Origin of the sequence: Nocardia sp. NPDC047654, assembly GCF_043205035.1 — a bacterium.
In the GTDB taxonomy this organism is placed as follows: domain Bacteria; phylum Actinomycetota; class Actinomycetes; order Mycobacteriales; family Mycobacteriaceae; genus Nocardia.
This window is the reverse complement of sequence record NZ_JBIDDF010000021.1, coordinates 1-16,360: the sequence shown is the minus strand read 5'-3', so window position 1 is coordinate 16,360 and position 16,360 is coordinate 1. Positions and strand designations below refer to the sequence as shown.

Genomic DNA, 16,360 nt, shown 5'->3' with positions numbered 1-16,360 from the left:
CGGGCGCCCCCCACAACCAGCGGTGATTGCGCTTCAGGCTTTGCCTCGCCTCTACCGAAGCTGATCCCTGTTAGGACACAGCTTCGTTCTCTTGATGTTGGCCTGTGGGCGGGGCTGACGGTCTGTAGCACATGGCCTGGGGCTTCCAGGTGGCTGCCAGCGCGTCCGCGAAGGCACCGGAGTGAAGTTCGGACACCCCTCTCCATGACCGCCGTCCGATTCGCAGTGCCTTCAGGTCATCGACGGTGAGCAGTCCGCTCAGATCCGACCATAGCGCCCACTCGATCGACCGATCGCTGCCGTACGACACTGCTATGCCTAGGGGATTGTCGAAGCCCCTCTGGCAGTCGGCGCACCGGTACTTGGGCAGCCGGTCGGGGCGATTCTGGAATGCACGGGATCGACAGCACGGGCAGTGCGGGTAGACGCCACGGTCCGAAGACGCTCGTACATATGTGATGCCCAGAAGCCCATCGGCGTCCTGGCACACAACCGTATCCCCGCCCCTGGCCTGCGGCGGACACGGTATACGCCTGCACCATTCATCTCCAGGCCGGATCGGTTTTTCCGCGGGCGCCTCGATCGAGACCAGCCACGTCCGTCGGCCGAAAGCCGGAGGAAGAGCAGCAGTGGCCCGCGCCCGACGCCGTATGGCGGCACGAAGTGTCCGACCCTGAGCCGGGGCACCATGCAAAATCCGAAGCGCCGGAACAAGAGTGGAGATACCCGCGCGCTCCATCTCTTCCAGTTCTGCAAGCCACTCCTCGCGGAACCGACGGCGGGAGCCTTTGGGCAAGCACCGCAGCGCTACGCCGATCACCCGGTGGGCAAGCCAATCCGGCTCCCACGCGTCCTTGCCGCCCCCCAGCCGGATCGCTTCGCCGCCCCCCAGCTGGACAACTTTGCCGTCTACGACGCGGAAGACCAAGCCATCGCCGACTTGGGCCTCCAAGTCGTGCCCGGCTTGGTCGGTCATGCCATTCCCCAGCCGGGCCGAGGTGCCGGTTGCCAGCTAGCCGCGCGTGTCGACGACAAGCGTTCCCGCATCTTGGCAATTTCCTCACGTGCCGCGGTAGCCCCGTTCTTCGTGAGCTGGTAGTACCGCCGACGCCGACGGCCCTCCACCGACTCGTCGATCTGTTCCCAGTCGCTGGTCACCCACCCGGCGGTCTCCAGCCTGGTCAAGATCGGATAGATACTTCCCGTCGGCAACCCCGAATGCTCGGAGATCTTCAGTCCGTAATGCTCGTCCGCCGGACGTTCCAGCAGGGCCTGTAGCACCTGCAGCGTCTGCAAGGTCATCCGAACTTTACCGGGCATGAAAGACACTCTACACTGCCATGCTTGTAACTCTATATAGGGGTGCGAGCTGGCCAGATGCCAGCTGAGGAAAGTCTCGATTGAAGGAGTGGAACACCCGATGAAGGGCAACCCGTATGTGCTCGTACTGTCGCTGTCCCTGGTAGTCGCCATAGGTGTCATTTGCGGCATGCTGGCCGGGTTTCTGAGCTGGATCGGCGGAACGACGCCGGCCAATGCGGTGCTTCGCGGGGGCGCGGCCTTCGGCGGAACAGTCGGTCTGGGAGTCGCCGTGATCGCAGCGCTCTAGCCGGGAATGTCGAGGTCCGCGTCTGGCGGCGTGCGTCCGCCGACGCGTCAGCCCGTAGCGGACTTCGGCGCTCGATGGGCACGGACGCGGCAGGCGGTCGAGCAGAACCGACGCGGTCGCCCCGTCGTGGGCCGCTTCACCGGCAGCCCGCAGCCCGGTGCGGCGCAGCGAGTTCCGTTAGATGCCCTGTCCCCCGGGCTGCGATCGGCATACTCGGCGGGCCCGCTCGCGCGAGGCCTCGTGCTCGGTCCGCGCGTGCGGGGCGCGCACACGCGCGCCAATTCGGTCGGACGGTCGCGCAGTATCCGCCAGAACACCATCAGATCACTCTCGAGGGCGTTGACCGTATCTATCCGTGCCGCGGGTCTATCCGTGCCGCGGGTTTGGCCCGAACTGCCCGAACCTCGACGGTTCGGGCCGAGCTCTTCGGTTTGCGCGACCGCGGATACATCGTGAAGGTGGGTGTTCGATCAACCCCGGGGCGGTCACACGGTGGAGTGACCTCGGTGTGGCGACGCACAACACAACCTTCCTGATCCTTCACCGACGTATCAAGCCTCGCGGTCCCCCCATTGTGGTCGAACGGGAGGGGCCAATCACCTGACAAACGCCGAACGACGCTGTCTATCGGGTCGCGAACAGATCGAACTACCATGCCGCGGTGGCCGCCTCGTGATGGTCGGCGAGTGCCGCCATGTACGGGCCATCAGCGATCACCGTTCCCACGAGTTTTTGATAGTCGGGGTAGTGGTCCATCGACGGCGCCAACACGACAGACCTCGTTGCCGGATCGATCGCCATGAGACCAGCATCGAACAGTTGGTGCAAGTCGGACCGCAGCAGCAACCCCTCGTCCAGGTCGTGTGTCTCGTGTTCTGCGAACGCACGCAGATGTGCGGCCTGCACGACCTTCACCGGGCAAGGACCGGTCACCGCGCATCGCACGCCATATCGTTCCAGTAGTCCATCCCGGAACTGCTTCTGTCCGTTCCGCACTCGAACCAGAGCCTCGCGCCTGCCGCCCTTCGGCGGCTTCGTCCGCGGACCCGAGACCGCCGGCACCGGCACCGACAGCCCCTCCAGAAGGCGAACCAACCCGTCCGGATCGCACTTCCGGATAGCGTTCTGGCGAGCGCGGTCCAACAACGCCTCGACCGCATGGAGCGGCAACGCACCGTCGAGGGCGGTCCACTGCGCGCCGTAGCTGGCGGCAAATCGAGTGACCGGCACCTCAAGACGTAGTGGCTCATCGAACTCGTTGCGGCAATCGGCGTGACGGCACAAGAACTTCGAGCCCTTGGTCTTGCGCGGAACCTGCCCCGTCCTCCGACATCGCGAGCACACGTACCGAACCTTCGTCCCCGCTTCGGAGTCGATGCGGTCGATCCGCGAAACCCCGTACACCGAAGTCGAACTCCGCAAGATCACCACGTCTCCGACTTGCACCTGCCGATGACGCGCGACTCCGCTGTCATAGACATAGATCGAACCGAGCACATCGGGGTACCCCTCGTTGCTCTCCCACACCCGGCCATCCACCTTCGACAACAGCGCCCATGCACGCACTCGCGACCCTCCCAGCAATCAGCGCGGCCCGCCGCGGACCCGCACACATCAAGACTACGAAGCTGGTGCGACACATCGATATTCACCACCTCGGATAGAGGTCGGTCACGAAGACTCAGCGCACACGCTGCGGGGCCTACCCAGTCAGGTCGGTCACAAGTTGCGGCTCTTTCAGCGCCGCAACGAGCACCCGGGCGGTAATCTTCATGACAAACTGCTGAATCGTGTCCATAAGTCCCCAGTCTTCGGGTTTGCGTTTGTTCAACCATTCGAGTGCCGTTTTATTGTCTCCACCATGCGCCGCTGCGCTGCGTACCGAGTACAGCTTTCCGATCACCTGCTCTGCGGATGCTTCTTTGAAAGCGGATAATCCCAGACCCTGCCCCTGCGGCATCCGATGATCCAGCAGGATTAAATTTCTCTTCAACTGGCGACTTATCGAGTCTACGGGATCGTTAGGATTCGGCTGGTGACTCAACAGGCTTTCCAGCACTGCGAAATGACCCAGCAGTTTTGCATCGTAATTGTCCGCCATCTGATCTAGCTGCAAGAACAATTTCATGGCTTTAGCTATGGACGGAAATCTGTTATCATCCAATTGCCATCGAAGAGCTGCCACTTCTCGGACGTGCGCAAGATCAGGTGTCTGAGGTAGCCAACGCGCATGAATCCAGTCTAGATAATGTATACTCTCGATGTAATTGATGGTCGTCTGGTATTGCGTCTGGCCGGGCGTGAATCCGATCCACCCGCCTATCCGAATCCCAGCTTCCGAAATGCGCAAGGCTTCGACTACTTTCCAGAAGTCGGTCATACTTTCCGAGAGCAACCGAATGACAGTGTATCTCCAGTCGCTCGGGTTCGGCGAGTAGTCGCGCCATAGAGCACCGCTCTCCTGAATGTGAGGTTTCGACTCATACGGTAAGTAGTGAAAATTTCGCGACCCACCACCCTTGGCAATTTGCCCTATTGAATTGAACTCCCGTTTGATATGGGCCACTTCTTCTGGAGTAGCACGGTCCAGCGACCACCCATTTCCCATATCGACGGGGAACTCTAGATCATCTGACAAGTCGTTCAGGACCATCCCGATTTGCACCATTCGTGAATCAGACGATGCATTCGGGTTGTCCGGTGCCGGTTCGGCGACGTCATCTGGTGATGGCTGTTCCTCCGCTTCCATGGCGAGCAATGTACAACCCCGAAGCTACTGCTCCGAGTCGCTGTCGAGAGGTGGTGTCAGGAAGCCTTTGTGCGTGCCGTAGATGCGGTATATGCAGTCGTCGCAGACGACGAGGTTGCGAGCGCCGGGGCTGTAGATGAATCCGCAGTTTTTCGCGATGCCGCGGGAGCACTCGATGCACAGGCTCGGGAACTGGTTGCGTTGCATGGTCAGCGCTCCTGGGTGTCGATGGTGAAGGGATGGTGGCAGGTTCTGCACAGGATCGGGCCGGTGTCGATGTGCGCTGGGCGGCCCGCAGCCGCCGCAGTGGCACACAACTACAGGTCAAGGCGTAGCCGTTGTGTGGTGGGCCGGGCCGCGCGGTGTCGGTGCTCTGGCATCGGCGTTGTCGAGGTCGCGGGGTAGGTGGCTGTCGAGTGCGGCGGTGAGTGTGTCGAGTTGGCCGCGGTTATGCTCGGCGACGGTGTCCGAGAGTGCCGTCAGCGCCCACCCGCGGTCATCGCGGGTGGCGGTGAGGTCGAGTTTCGCGGCGACCAGCCGGTTTTGCCCGTTGTGGTAGGCGCCCCGCGACTGGTCTCGCGTATTTCGCGGGTCCGGGCGATTCCGTGGACCGCGTGGTGGGCCATCACCTTGAGGACGTCGCGGGCGGTGGTGGCCAGCACGCTGGTGTGGAGGGCGAGTTCGGGTAGGACGGTGTCGCCGTGCTGCCAGCGGTCGGGGCGGAATTGCCCTTGCTGGCATGGTGAGCGTCGGCCCTACCCGCAACCCACCCCCTCCTCTTGTGGTCCATCCTCCTACCCTCGCGTCGCGCACACGCCCCGAACGACCCGCCACCTTCCCCACCCGCGTGCCCTATACGCGACGTCCGCTCCCACCCCAGCCACGCTCCCAACCCCGGCCTCTTGTGGTCCTCCCTTCCCCCTTTGTGGTCCCTGCCTCCCTTGTGGTCATCTCTTGTCTTTTCGTCTTCTGTGTTTTGTGTTGTCTCCTGCCCTGCCCGGCCGACACTCTCTATGAACAGCGAAGCCATAGAGAGTGTCGGCCGGGCAGGGCAGGAGGCGGCGCAAAACACCCCAGGTCAAACGCCAGTTTGGCCTGGGCATGCCGGGACACTGCCGGGACTTGGAAATCCCGGCACCCTCCCGGCACTGTCCCGGCACTGTCCCGGCGCGATCCCGGCATCGGTGCACCCCGCGGCCCCTGATGAGAGGGGCGTGACGGCGTGTCGCTCGCGAGGTTCAGCCGTGTCTCAACATTTGGGGCGGCTTCCGCGACTACTAGGTATGACTCTTTTGCGGGTTGCCGGAGACCGGTTCGCAGTGGTGCGCCGGTCAGCGTGGTGTTCACATGTTCCACAGCCGGCGACGGCGGGCGACCACCTAGCCGGGTCGCTTCGAACACCAGCGCGCCGCCTCCGTGCCCCGGGCACGGCGGTCGAGTCCTACTGCAACACCGCCTCGAACGAGACTCGCCGAGCTACCGTTCGGGTGAGCGTGGCAGCTACGCATCATTGGGGGACCCCCGCACAATGACCGATCCGATCCTTCCGGAACCGCTCGAAGTACAACAGAGATTCGAAGAGCTGTTTCGACGTCATGCACCCGCGGTGTTCCGGTACGCCAACAAACTGCTCAACGGCGAGAGTGATCGCGCGAACGAGATCGTTCAAGAGGTATTCACAGCCGTGTGGATCCAGTTCGGTCGCGACTTCCAGGACAAGTCAGCGGACTCGGCCCTGCCGATGATAATAAGAATCGCTACTCGACGGGTGCACGACCACATGCGTAGACGCAGCACGAGGGTGGTGCTCGTATCCGACTACATCGACGATCACGTCTCCCTGTTCGCGCCAACGGGGAGAAAGAACCCTCTCGACCTCGTGCTCAGTGCAATGGAAGAGGAGCACTTCTGGATCGTTATGGCGAACGAGCTGACAGAGGCCGAGTTCCAAATAGCAATCTCCTGTTGGAAATTCGATCTCTCCGATGCCGAGGTGAGCGAGAACATGGGTATCGCACCGTCGACTGTGCGATCTCACAAGTCCAGAGCACGCCTGAAGATACAAGCGATCGTCGCACGCGGCGAGCATCGCATTAGCAACCACCGCGAGTTCGAGGGCGGGTGCTCGAACTCGGGTAAAAGCAGTGGAGGTGGAGTCTCGGCATGACCGCGAACATGGGAGGGCACTACAGCAGATCGGCTGCTATCGGCGAGACGACCTACGTGCACGCAGCGGACGAAACCTACGACGACGAAGTGCAGTACGACGTTGAGGCTGGACTTGCGCAGTTGCGGCGGCGCCTCGGCTTCGATCGGAAACGACGCCCATTCTCCGACAGCCAGACACAAGAACGCCACGAAGACCACTACCTGGGGTGGGAGCTCTTCCCGCCTGCGGCGTGGCAGCTGGCGGAACGACTCCATGAGGTGGGCACACGCATGGATGCGCTTCTCATCGCACCGCTGCGTATTCGGAGCACAACCTCGCCGGAGGTGGCGGTACGTCTCGGTAACGGGAAGCACGGCGAGCGATGGTCGGTGAGTTGGCTGCCAGACATGATATTGAGTCGCCAGCAAGCGCTGAGCGCAATGGTTTTCGACGAGATTCTTACCGACCCGCAGGAGCTCGACAGCGCAGCCATCATGCGGATCCTTCACTACCTTGCCGACGAGCTAAGGATGCCACTTGAGCACGTTCTGGTGCGCCTGTCCTCGGTCAAGACCGACTGTCGGCGGCCAACGAGGAGCCGGCTGCGGCCGCTGTGGGATACCGAAACCGCGATGGCACGAGAGGCATAGCGAGCTACCGCGAGCGTGTCATGCGAAACATTTTTCATCACAGAAGGTTTCATAGCAAAGATGCCTACTCCGCCGCCCTCACACCGATACCCTTGGGTTGGAAGGCGTGCCGACTGCGGAGACTGCACAAGGGGGTTGCAAGCATGCCAGTCGACGGACCTGTGCCATGGCCGCGGGTGGAACACACTGCCGCCAAGCACGACATCTACGACCGCTACCTGCGTCGATGGTTCCCGATCATCCTCAGCGACAACTCGTGGAACACAGCCACCTACGCCGAGGGGTTTTCCGGACCGGGCGTGTACGACCGCGGCGAGGACGGTTCGCCCATCATTGCGGTGCGCGCCTTCGTCGAACAGGTCTCCAACTACTCGAAGAAGGCGCGTTTCCTGTTCATCGACGACGACGAACGCTGCATCGCCATGCTCCCCGAACAGCTGAAGCGAGCGTTCCCCGAGCGGCCGCGACCAGAAGATCAGATGCCTGTACTGGTCAAGAAGGGCAAGTGCGAAGAACTTCTTGAGAAAGAGCTCGACAGTGCAGGGGCATGGGAGGCACCCATCCTCGCGGTTCTCGATTCCTGGGGCAACGCGCCAGTGCCATACCGGTTCCTGCAGCGCATCGCCAACAACAAGGGCTCGGAAGTGATCGTCACCTTCAAACCCCAGCACTTCGTGCGCTTCGTCGACGATCTCGGCGAGTCCGCAGACGAAGTGTTCGGCGGAGACCAGACCTGGCGCCAAGCTGGATCGATCGATAGCAGCAAGAAACGGCAGTTCATCCTCACCTGCTACCGATCGGCACTCAAAAGCGCGGGATTCAAGTACCTGCTGGACTTCGAGCTGGTCGACCGGCGCGGCGACACGCTGTATCTGGTATTTGGGACCAACCACCGACTCGGCGTTCAGAAGATGAAAGATAGCCTGTGGGAAGTCGATCGCGTGTTCGGCGTGGGATTCCGTGACCCGCGCGATAGCCAACTGGAAGCGCTTTTCGAGTTTGAGGATCCGCAACTGGGTCCGCTGACCCGCTTGCTGCACCAACGTCTGAAAGAGATCGGGCAGGCGCGAGTCGCAGACCTGCGCGACTACACCCTGTTCAACACGGTGTTCCGCCCGGAGCACGTCATCAAAGCTCTACGACCACTCGTGCATTCCGGAGCTGTAAAACTCGACAATGGTGGTCGCCAAATCCGAATAGGATCCATCGTCACCATCGCAACCAGCGACGCCAAAGCATAGAACCGCCCCTTGGTACGACAGAACTGGGCCCCGCCGTAGTCGACGGGGCCCAGTACCTTTGGTCATGCAGTCAGGGCTGGCATCTCGTCCCACAGCTGTCCGTCGAGTTCTCGGCCCATCGCTTTGGGTGTCCGCCCACCCCACTGCTTGAAGAAGAACGGGACGTCCGCGGCCTGGCAACTGTCGCGGATGCCGCGGACCCACGCCGGATCCATCGGCCGGTGCTCAGCGCCGGATTCTCCGCCAGCGATCACCCACCCGATGCCGTCCAGCACCAAACCGTCCAGCGGCCCGAGCAGCGGCTCACACGACAGGAACCGCACGGCTGCTGGGACTTCCCGCAGGTGGTCCACGCGATCGAGGTAGTCGGTGTTCTCCACCGACACTCCCATCCACACGTTGTTCGGCCACTCCAGCCGGTCGGCCAGGCGCTTCAATCGCATCGACCGCTTGGTGAGCACCTGGTAGGTGTGCTGCGGGGTCTCGCGCATCACGTCGAAAACGTCCCGGATGAATCCGACCGGCACCTTGGCGTGGAACAGGTCCGACATCGAGTTGACGAACACAACCCGTGGAGCCCGCCACCGCTGCGGCACGTCCAGCGCTTGTGGATGGATCGTCACGCCGAAGCCTGGGCCGGACGTGCGTGGATCTCCGTCATGCTGGTATTTGTCGGCCCCCATCGCTTTGAGGCGTTTCGCCAGCACCATGGCGTAGCAGTGATCGCAGCCCGCCGATACGCGGTCACACCCCGTGACCGGGTTCCACGTCGCCTCGGTCCATTCGATCCCTGACCTATCCGACATGCCGCCTCCTCCCGAATGCTGCTGACACTACGACATTCCGTCTTCGTAGCCCGCGGTTACACATCGTGTGTTTCCTGTCTCAGAACTGCTCGTCCACTACAGCCGGGCTCGTGTACTCCCGGGCGGCGGACAGCGTGCGGGTCACTGTGGAGGAACTGACCTCGACCTGCTCGGCGATGCGCGCGTGCGACCACCCGTCCTCGTGCCGCAGCCGCAGAATCGCAGCGACCGTCTCCGGATCCCGGCGCCCGGCAGGGTCGGCGCTGCACACCCGCTGCGCCACCGTCACCCACCGGTCGATGCGCTCCGGTGCACTGTCGGACTCGTGGTGCGCAGGGGCTTCGATCGCGATCTGCTGTGCACCCTCCAACTCGGCTGCCGCCCGAGGGGCAGTCAGCTCGGTGGACGTCGAGCGGGTCTCAGTGCGGACCTCGTGCACCGAGACGGTGCGTACTGGTTCGGGCTGGTGCGCTGGTTCCGGCTCGGTGCGCACGGGCGGTGCGGTGTGGTGCTCACGGCCGATCATGTGCGCCAGCGCAGCGCCCATGCCCAGCACAGCGACCGGCAGGCAGGCCACGAGGACGGTGACCGGCCATGGCGCGGAGGTGACGCCGGCGGCTTTCATCAGGTGGTAGGCGACCTGCCCGACGGCGCCGAGGATGAGGCTACCGAAGGCTGACCACTTCGCGTAGCTGCGAGTTCGGTCCGAACGGATACGCCCCGACAGCCACACATACAGCGCGTAGGAGGCATAGGTCTCCATCCCGATCGGCAGCGTAATCGCCGAATTGATCTCCAACTCGTCAGCGATCCCGGGCAGCGGACGCACCGGCCCGAACCCGGTCAACTGCCCCAGGCCGACCCAGCCGGACCAGATCGCCACGAACGCAGGCAGCGCCAGCAGCAGGACCGGCCACGCCCGCAGCCGGTTGCCGGTGGCGTGTGAACTGGGTTGTGCATCAGTTGGTGCGCTGCGGTGCGCAGCGTCGTTGCTACGCACCGCTTCCGCACCGGTCACGTTCTCGGTCATGATTCAGGGTTCTCCTCTCTGGTGTGATCGGTGCGGAGGGATCAACGGCTGCGACGTCGGTCGCTATCGCGGTGACGTTCCTCGGGGTTGCCGGTGTCGGTGAACAGGTCGGTCACGCTGCGCTGCTCGGCGGCAAGTTCGTCGAGCACGCCGTACTCGATGCGGAAATCGGGATGCTGGCCCAGTTCGGCCCGGTGCTCGTCGAGGAAGCTGTAGTAGGCGATCTCGGCGGCCACCTCCTGATGCCCGAGGTCGGGCAACGGCGTGGTATCGGGCCAGTCGGGATAGGCCAACTCCGGGTTGTTCGCCGCGGTGGTGGCGGCGATCATGGCGCGCCCCAGTTCACTGGCACGCTGGTAGATGTCGCCCGGGTCTGCGTTGTTGGTCATGGCGGTTGTTTCCCTTCGTTTGTGGTCGTGTCAGCGGCTGCGGGTGCGGTCCCGGCTCGCGGCCGGGATACGAAATCGCTCCTGCTGCTGTGGTCGGTCCAGGTGTGGGACTGGGTCGAGGTCGGTGAGGTCGTAGCCGGCGTCGAAGTGATCGGACAGGTCCTTGCCGGAGCGGGCTTGCAGCACGCGAACCTCGCCGACGCGGCCGGTGAGGGTGTCGGCGACTTTGGCAGCGTGCTGGTAGCCGGGGCGGTCGCGGTCGGCGACCACGATCACCCGCCCCGCCCCCGCCAGCCACCGCGCGTGCTCCGGGGTCCAGGAGCCAGCGCCCATCGCGTTGCAGGTCGCGATCAACCCGGCTCGGTTCGCCTGCTGCACGTCCTTTTCGCCCTCGCAGACAAAGATCTCCCGGCCGGTGTCGAGGGCTTCGCGGATGTCGGGGAGTTTCCATGGGATCGGCGCGAAACCCTCTTTCACCCATTCGGTTCCGGTCCAGTGGGCCTGCCAGAAGCTTTTGGCGTGTCCGTGCTCGTGCGGTGTGTGCACCCGCGTGACCGCGCCCTCCACGCGGCCGTCGGGCCACTTGTAGACGTAGGTGTCCACGTTCACCGGCCGCCCGATCTGCGCCCCCAGGTCACGCTTCGCCGGTATCGGGAACCGGGCTGCGGCGATCGCCCGCTCCACAGGCGTGAGCGTTCGGCGTTCGGTGACGCCGTTCCGCTGACCGTGCACACCGGTGCTCGCGCGCCGGTTCGGGTCACGCTCCGGGAGGCGGTCCCACAGGTCCCGCACCCGTAATCCGATTCGGTCGAGTACGTCCTGGTCGTCGCAGCGGGCCCAGCAGCGCACCATCGTTTTGCCCTGCCGCGGGTCGTACCGCACGCCCAGGCTGGGGTTGTGGTGGTGGCCGTCGCCCTCGTGCACCGGGCACAGGTAGTTCGTCCACTGCTGCGGCTCCCGCGGCCACTTGGCCGGACCAACGCGGCGAATCAATGCGGCGGTGACCACCTCGTACGAACGGCCCTGCTGCGGAGGCTGTTCGGGCACCGTCACCGCCCCCGTTCGACCTGGGCCCGGTGGGCTGCGGTGAGGATGCGGGCCTGCTCGATACTGCGCCGCTGCACCCCGTCCAACCGGCCAGCGCCCGGCGAGGCGAGCATCCGCCGCATAGTGCTGGGTGAACGCGACCACATGTCGTGCACGTCGTTCAGGTACTTCCACTCCCCGGGATGGGGTCCGTTGCGCCAACCCTGGTCGATCGCCTGCGACTGGGCGTACAAGCTGTGGACCTCGGCCTCGCTGGCGCCCGGTCGGTCCCGCAGCCGCGACAGTCGGTCGACTTCGGTGAAGGCTTCGCGCATCGCTTCTTCGTGCTCGATGTGCATGCTCACCGCCCCCTCTCGATCTGTCCGCGGCCTGATCGGGGTGTGGACTGCTGGGAGGTGGCGCGGTCGATGTAGCGGCGGGCGGCGTCGCGGACTTTCTCGCTGTTTCGACCGGCCAGTTGCCCGGCCTGGCGCAGACTGCGGTGCTGGAGGTCGGTGACCCCTTCGCCACTGTTGTGGTCGATGTTGTCGAGGAACCGGAACATGGTGTCGGGCGCCTGCCGCCAGTCCTCGTAGGCGTCCGACAGGTAACTCCAGTGCCCGGCGTGCGGCCCTTCGCCCCACCGCTGATCGGTCTCGCGGCGCTGCGCGACGATGCGGTCGAACTCGGCATCGGTAGTGCCCGGCCGGTACATGTCCTCACCCAGCTGCGTGTACCGGGCGAACTCGGCACGCATCGCTTCCTCGTGCTCGCGCTGCATCACCGGCTCCTCTCGATCCCACTACCGCGGTCGTGGCGCGGCGCGGGATTATCACTGGCCCGTTCGGGTCGGCTGTGCCCGGTGAGATCACGGACTTGGCGCAGGCTGCGCAGTTGCATGTCGGTCAGGAACGGTTCGAACCCGAGCGACTCGGCACGCTCGATACCGGCAAGAATCCGTGTGGTCGACTGCGGATCGCGTTCGGCGCGGGCGTAGGCGTCTTCGAGGTACTCCCAGTGGCCGCCGTCGCGACCGCCACGCCACGGGTCGGCCAGTTGCGCCGTGCGGGCGAACCGGGTCCGCTGCTCCGGGTCGGTGATGCTGGCACCCGTCATCTGCCGCAGCACGCCGATGTACTCGGCGAAATCCACGCGCATCTGGTCTTCACGCTCGCGTTGCATCACCGGCTCCTCTCGATACCGTTGCGGCCATTTCCGTTTCGGTCCGGCCGCGGCCAGGACTGCGTGTCCGGCCCGGCCTGCTCGTGGCCATTTCCGGTGAGGTCGCGCAGGTAGCTGGCTCGCTTGCCCACCGGACCGGTGTCGCCGGACTGCCGACCCGGATCCGCCGGCGGCGTTGCGGCGCCGGTGTCGTTGCTGCGCTGGCGGCTGCCGTAGCGCTCATGCTCGGGCGTGGACTGCACGAGTTTGCGCACCGCTTCGTCGCGTTCCTGCTTGAGCTGGTCACGCTCGGCGGTGAGCTGCTCGACACCCGGCCGGTCCCGCAACTCGCCGATCTCGGCCGCGAGGCGCAGGTTGCGGTTCTTCAACGCCTCGATGTGCCCTTCGGCCGAATCGAGTTTGCGGCGGATCTGGTCGCGGTCGGCGGTGACCGAATCCAGGCCGCGTTGCAGCATCCCGACCCGGCTTTCGAGCCGGTCCCGGTCGGCGGCCATATCGTTCAACTGGCGCTCCACCTGTGCCAGCCGGTCAACGCCGGCGGTTTCGGGCGGGCGTTCCCGGTCGGTGTTCTCGCGCTGCCGGGGGGCCTGCTCGGCCTGCTCGCGGTGCACCTGCCCGGATAGCGTCCGCTCCCGCAACACAGCCTCGCGGGTTGTGAGCTGGTCGGCGACGGTCTCGGGGCGGCCGTAGTCGACGTACTGATTCGCGGCGTTGAGGGTGTCGCGGGTCTCGATCTGCAAGATGGTGCCGGCCGACCACGACGTGCCGCTGATGTTGCGCTGCAACCAGCTGGTGGCGGTGTGCTCGGTGGCGAACGAGCGGGATTCGGTGAGCTTCCCGCCGTCTGGATCGGACCACGTCATCTGCGCGGTGTAGCGGTGGCGGTGGGCCTGAGCGGCGTCGATACGGGCGAGCAACGACTCCTCGGTGTTGGCTCGGCGCGCGGCGTCCAAGCCGTGCTGCCGCTCGCGATCGGCGCCACGGTTGATGCTGGCGCTCTCGCGGGCCACACGGGCGCGGTAGTGCAAGGCTTCCAGGCCCTTGACCTTGTGGGCGCGGGCGAACAGGTTACCGGTCTTGTACTGCGGGAATACCGTCGCGGCGTCCAAACCGTCCAGGGCGATGCCCTGCTCGGTGTGGGTCAGGTGCTCGTTACCGATGAAGCCGCGCGCGAGTCGATCGCGGTGCTCGGCCAGCGCGTGAGCGTCGCGGGCGCGCCGCTCGTGGTCCACGCTCGGGTCGTTCGCGCGAGTGGCGACCGTTTGGACGTGCACGCGGTAGCGGTCGACGGCCTGAGTGGTCCAGGACAGTTGATGCTTACGCAGCACCTCGGCCTCGCGGCGCTGCTCACGCAACGCCAAACTGATCTGCTTGCGCACCTTCCGCCGCTCCAACCAGTTGGCGGCTTGGGCGTGCAACCGGAGCATGTGAGTGAGGGAGTGGCCGAATCTGCGGGCCTCGGCGATCAATTCGTCTTCGACACTGCGGTCAGACATGGTGATGAATTCCTTTCGTGGGGTGAGGGTTATCGGGAGCGGCCGGAGCGCTGGCGGCGCTTGGCGGCGGTGAGGCGCTGCTCGCGCACCTCAGCGGCGGCGTCGGTGAGCTTGAGCCGGTTGGAGTAGCGGCGGGCGCCGGAGAGCGTGTCTGCGGTCGCGCCCAGGGCCGCGTCGGCGGCGACCAGCGCGGTGAGCACGCGCTCGGTCGCCTGCTGCGGGTCGATCGGCTCACCGAGCGAATCGACGGCGATCGACTCGGGCGCACCCTGGAGTTCGCTGAACTGCCACTGCATCGTCAGCAGGTCACGGCGTACCTGCTCGATGCGTTCGGAGTACTCCCACAGCTGCCGGTCCAGCTCGCACGGAACCGGCAGGATGGGGTCGTTCGTGGTGTCGGACATGAGGATTCCTCTCACTGGTCGGGTTACAGGGACGGAGCCGCCGGGCTGGCAGGCTGAATTTCGGGACCGGGATCGGCGGTATCGAGCTGGTCGCGGCGGTCGGCCAGGCCGCGCACGATCGCGGCGATAGCGGTGGCGATGACGGCGATGGCGTGGCCGATGCCGCTGGTGACGGTGCTGATGAGCTCGGGGATGCTGGGCCGCAGTGCGGCGTTCCACCACAGGTAGGCCAGCCACGCCGTGCCGTACCCGGCCAGCGGACCGGTCACGATCCACGGCTGCCCCCAGGTGGCGAGCACGGTCGCGGTGACCACAACAGCGGAGCCGCCCGCCGTACCGCGTGCCATCCGCCGCCGCGCCGCCCGCCCAGCAGCAGCGAACACCTCGGGATCGAGCGGCTTGTCGTAGTCAGGGTCGGCGCCGCCGGTGGTGTCGGTGTCGGTCTTGACCAGGTGCAGCGCGGGCCGTGGCTGCGGTGCGGGCGGGGTGAAGTCCTGGGTGTCGGGTGGGGCACAGGCCAGGACGTCGGCGAGGTAGTCCTCGATCTCCTCGGCGAGGATCTCGGCCTGATCCCGCTCGCTAGCGGGCCGACGGCGCTCGTCAGGGTCCTCGTCGTTGTTGTGGTCGTTGTTGTCGCGGATGATGCGCATGGGTGTTGCCTCTCAATCGATTCGGTGGGATTACGGACGACGGGTTAGGCGACGGCGGTGTCGCCGGAGACCTGCGGCTTGCCGCTCGTCTTCGCCGCAGCGGCGGCTTCGGCGGCCGGGGTGCCCGGCAGCGGAGTCAGTTCGGAGCGTTTGACCTGGACGATGTGGCCCCATTGCGCGCGACGCCCGCGGCCGTAGACGAATTCGCCGGTCTCTAGCTGCCGCAGCACATCCGGGCTGATCAGCCACTTCTCACCGATCGAGACCTGGCCCTCGTCGCCGGTGCGCTGCCCCTTGATCAGATGACGGCTGGGCAGCATGCCGTGCACGGAGCCGAGGTGTTCGCACAGGTCGCCGGCGTTCTCGTTGTAGCCGAGGATCAACCCACCAGCGCACGCCTTCAGCAGCCGCTTCAGGCTCCACTCATCGCGGGCCAGACCTTCCTGGGACTGGGCGGCGAACATCAACGCCACCCCCTGGGAGCGGCCGCGCTCGCACACGTCGACCAAGCCGATCGAGCCTTGTTCGGTGGTGGTCGCGGAAACCTCGTCGATGATCATCGTCACCGAGCGGCGCTGGTCCTTGGCGGTGCGCCCGGCCCGGAGCATGACCATGCGCAGGATCGCGGCGACCTGGGCGCGGGCGGCGTCCTTGTCCAGACCCGGCACGGTCACATACAGCACATCGAGGTCATCGAGGCTTTTACCGCCGTCGAACACCATGCGCCCGTGCTGGTCCTGCAACAGATCGAACAAGTTCGACGCTTTGATCAGCGCGTCATCCAGCTGCGGCACCTTCTCCGCCTGCAACGCGGCGATCATCCGCTTCACATCCGGAGCACCACCCCACAGGTCCAGCAGCACATCGGCGTTCAACCGCTGAAGGAACTCCACCGACGACTGGGGCGGCCCGACCGGCGCGTTCACCACGAGAGAGACGATGCGGCGGCGCATCTCATCGAAATGCTGGCCCTCGCTGG

At 65.1% G+C, this 16,360-nt stretch carries 19 protein-coding genes; 4 read left to right on the top strand and 15 right to left on the bottom strand.

The genetic code is table 11. The annotated features are described in order from the left end of the window. Window positions 1-972 precede the first annotated feature (972 nt). Entirely contained in the window at window positions 973-1,320 is a 348-nt protein-coding gene (locus tag ACGF7Y_RS32870) for a PadR family transcriptional regulator (RefSeq protein WP_393240743.1), read from the bottom strand. A 100-nt stretch (window positions 1,321-1,420) separates the two neighbouring features. Here ACGF7Y_RS32870 and ACGF7Y_RS32865 point away from each other — a divergent pair, with 100 nt between their 5' ends. Then, window positions 1,421-1,609, top strand: a complete 189-nt coding sequence (locus ACGF7Y_RS32865; protein ID WP_393240740.1) for a hypothetical protein — start codon at window positions 1,421-1,423, stop codon at window positions 1,607-1,609. Between the two features lie 648 nt (window positions 1,610-2,257). Here the strand turns inward: ACGF7Y_RS32865 and ACGF7Y_RS32860 are convergent. The 3 genes from ACGF7Y_RS32860 to ACGF7Y_RS32850 all read right to left on the bottom strand — a co-directional run bounded on the left by ACGF7Y_RS32860 (window position 2,258) and on the right by ACGF7Y_RS32850 (window position 4,565). Further along, entirely contained in the window at window positions 2,258-3,175 is a 918-nt protein-coding gene (locus ACGF7Y_RS32860) for an HNH endonuclease (RefSeq protein ID WP_393240737.1), read from the bottom strand. Window positions 3,176-3,311: 136 nt separating this feature from the next. Further along, window positions 3,312-4,358, bottom strand: coding sequence for a hypothetical protein (locus ACGF7Y_RS32855; protein ID WP_393240734.1), 1,047 nt, complete (start codon window positions 4,356-4,358; stop codon window positions 3,312-3,314). A gap of 24 nt (window positions 4,359-4,382) precedes the next feature. Continuing rightward, entirely contained in the window at window positions 4,383-4,565 is a 183-nt protein-coding gene (locus tag ACGF7Y_RS32850) for a hypothetical protein (RefSeq protein ID WP_393240731.1), read from the bottom strand. 1,321 nt (window positions 4,566-5,886) lie between these two features. Between ACGF7Y_RS32850 and ACGF7Y_RS32845 the strand changes: the two genes are divergently transcribed. From ACGF7Y_RS32845 to tcmP, 3 genes are all read left to right on the top strand, one after another. Next, the gene (locus ACGF7Y_RS32845; protein ID WP_393240728.1) at window positions 5,887-6,525 is read left to right on the top strand and encodes an RNA polymerase sigma factor; all 639 of its coding nucleotides are present in this window, start codon (window positions 5,887-5,889) and stop codon (window positions 6,523-6,525) included. Then, window positions 6,522-7,157: a hypothetical protein gene (locus ACGF7Y_RS32840; protein WP_393240725.1), complete on the top strand. Its 636-nt coding sequence runs from the start codon at window positions 6,522-6,524 to the stop codon at window positions 7,155-7,157. The genes ACGF7Y_RS32845 and ACGF7Y_RS32840 overlap by 4 nt, the downstream gene beginning before the upstream one ends. Before the next feature lie 176 nt (window positions 7,158-7,333). Further along, on the top strand, window positions 7,334-8,398 hold the full coding sequence (tcmP, locus tag ACGF7Y_RS32835) for a three-Cys-motif partner protein TcmP (RefSeq protein WP_393240722.1): 1,065 nt from the start codon (window positions 7,334-7,336) through the stop codon (window positions 8,396-8,398). A 62-nt stretch (window positions 8,399-8,460) separates the two neighbouring features. On the opposite strand, the gene ACGF7Y_RS32830 is transcribed toward tcmP, so the two are convergent. From ACGF7Y_RS32830 to ACGF7Y_RS32780, 11 genes are all read right to left on the bottom strand, one after another. Further along, a complete protein-coding gene (locus tag ACGF7Y_RS32830; RefSeq protein WP_280496240.1) occupies window positions 8,461-9,204 on the bottom strand; it encodes a phage Gp37/Gp68 family protein in 744 nt (247 codons plus the stop codon). A gap of 79 nt (window positions 9,205-9,283) precedes the next feature. After that, window positions 9,284-10,234, bottom strand: a complete 951-nt coding sequence (locus ACGF7Y_RS32825) for a sigma factor-like helix-turn-helix DNA-binding protein (protein ID WP_393240719.1) — start codon at window positions 10,232-10,234, stop codon at window positions 9,284-9,286. A 41-nt stretch (window positions 10,235-10,275) separates the two neighbouring features. Beyond that, window positions 10,276-10,623 (bottom strand): hypothetical protein, encoded by a 348-nt coding sequence (locus tag ACGF7Y_RS32820; protein ID WP_393240716.1) that lies wholly within the window; start codon window positions 10,621-10,623, stop codon window positions 10,276-10,278. Between the two features lie 30 nt (window positions 10,624-10,653). After that, complete coding sequence (locus tag ACGF7Y_RS32815; RefSeq protein WP_393240713.1) at window positions 10,654-11,670, bottom strand: toprim domain-containing protein; 1,017 nt, start codon at window positions 11,668-11,670, stop codon at window positions 10,654-10,656. A gap of 2 nt (window positions 11,671-11,672) precedes the next feature. Next, complete coding sequence (locus ACGF7Y_RS32810) at window positions 11,673-12,014, bottom strand: hypothetical protein (protein WP_393240710.1); 342 nt, start codon at window positions 12,012-12,014, stop codon at window positions 11,673-11,675. Further along, entirely contained in the window at window positions 12,011-12,430 is a 420-nt protein-coding gene (locus ACGF7Y_RS32805) for a hypothetical protein (protein WP_393240708.1), read from the bottom strand. Before ACGF7Y_RS32805 ends, ACGF7Y_RS32810 begins: the two co-directional genes overlap by 4 nt. Next, window positions 12,430-12,831 (bottom strand): hypothetical protein, encoded by a 402-nt coding sequence (locus ACGF7Y_RS32800; RefSeq protein WP_393240705.1) that lies wholly within the window; start codon window positions 12,829-12,831, stop codon window positions 12,430-12,432. Before ACGF7Y_RS32800 ends, ACGF7Y_RS32805 begins: the two co-directional genes overlap by 1 nt. Continuing rightward, window positions 12,831-14,327, bottom strand: a complete 1,497-nt coding sequence (locus ACGF7Y_RS32795) for a hypothetical protein (protein WP_393240702.1) — start codon at window positions 14,325-14,327, stop codon at window positions 12,831-12,833. Before ACGF7Y_RS32795 ends, ACGF7Y_RS32800 begins: the two co-directional genes overlap by 1 nt. A 29-nt stretch (window positions 14,328-14,356) precedes the next feature. Then, entirely contained in the window at window positions 14,357-14,731 is a 375-nt protein-coding gene (locus ACGF7Y_RS32790) for a hypothetical protein (protein ID WP_393240700.1), read from the bottom strand. Window positions 14,732-14,754: 23 nt separating this feature from the next. After that, window positions 14,755-15,381, bottom strand: coding sequence for a hypothetical protein (locus tag ACGF7Y_RS32785; RefSeq protein WP_393240697.1), 627 nt, complete (start codon window positions 15,379-15,381; stop codon window positions 14,755-14,757). A 44-nt stretch (window positions 15,382-15,425) separates the two neighbouring features. Continuing rightward, on the bottom strand, window positions 15,426-16,360 hold a 935-nt coding region (locus ACGF7Y_RS32780; protein WP_393240695.1), incomplete at its 5' end, for a hypothetical protein.

Excerpts from the sequence above, each read along its gene's own strand:
- ACGF7Y_RS32820 (WP_393240716.1), bottom strand. The coding sequence starts at position 10,623 with ATGACCAACAACGCAGACCCGGGCGACATCTACCAGCGTGCCAGTGAA.
- ACGF7Y_RS32850 (WP_393240731.1), bottom strand. The coding sequence starts at position 4,565 with ATGCAACGCAACCAGTTCCCGAGCCTGTGCATCGAGTGCTCCCGCGGC.
- ACGF7Y_RS32865 (WP_393240740.1), top strand. The coding sequence starts at position 1,421 with ATGAAGGGCAACCCGTATGTGCTCGTACTGTCGCTGTCCCTGGTAGTC.
- ACGF7Y_RS32840 (WP_393240725.1), top strand. The coding sequence starts at position 6,522 with ATGACCGCGAACATGGGAGGGCACTACAGCAGATCGGCTGCTATCGGC.
- ACGF7Y_RS32825 (WP_393240719.1), bottom strand. The coding sequence starts at position 10,234 with ATGACCGAGAACGTGACCGGTGCGGAAGCGGTGCGTAGCAACGACGCT.
- ACGF7Y_RS32830 (WP_280496240.1), bottom strand. The coding sequence starts at position 9,204 with ATGTCGGATAGGTCAGGGATCGAATGGACCGAGGCGACGTGGAACCCG.
- ACGF7Y_RS32795 (WP_393240702.1), bottom strand. The coding sequence starts at position 14,327 with ATGTCTGACCGCAGTGTCGAAGACGAATTGATCGCCGAGGCCCGCAGA.
- ACGF7Y_RS32870 (WP_393240743.1), bottom strand. The coding sequence starts at position 1,320 with ATGCCCGGTAAAGTTCGGATGACCTTGCAGACGCTGCAGGTGCTACAG.
- ACGF7Y_RS32805 (WP_393240708.1), bottom strand. The coding sequence starts at position 12,430 with ATGCAGCGCGAGCACGAGGAAGCGATGCGTGCCGAGTTCGCCCGGTAC.
- ACGF7Y_RS32855 (WP_393240734.1), bottom strand. The coding sequence starts at position 4,358 with ATGGAAGCGGAGGAACAGCCATCACCAGATGACGTCGCCGAACCGGCA.
- ACGF7Y_RS32790 (WP_393240700.1), bottom strand. The coding sequence starts at position 14,731 with ATGTCCGACACCACGAACGACCCCATCCTGCCGGTTCCGTGCGAGCTG.
- ACGF7Y_RS32800 (WP_393240705.1), bottom strand. The coding sequence starts at position 12,831 with ATGCAACGCGAGCGTGAAGACCAGATGCGCGTGGATTTCGCCGAGTAC.
- ACGF7Y_RS32845 (WP_393240728.1), top strand. The coding sequence starts at position 5,887 with ATGACCGATCCGATCCTTCCGGAACCGCTCGAAGTACAACAGAGATTC.
- ACGF7Y_RS32785 (WP_393240697.1), bottom strand. The coding sequence starts at position 15,381 with ATGCGCATCATCCGCGACAACAACGACCACAACAACGACGAGGACCCT.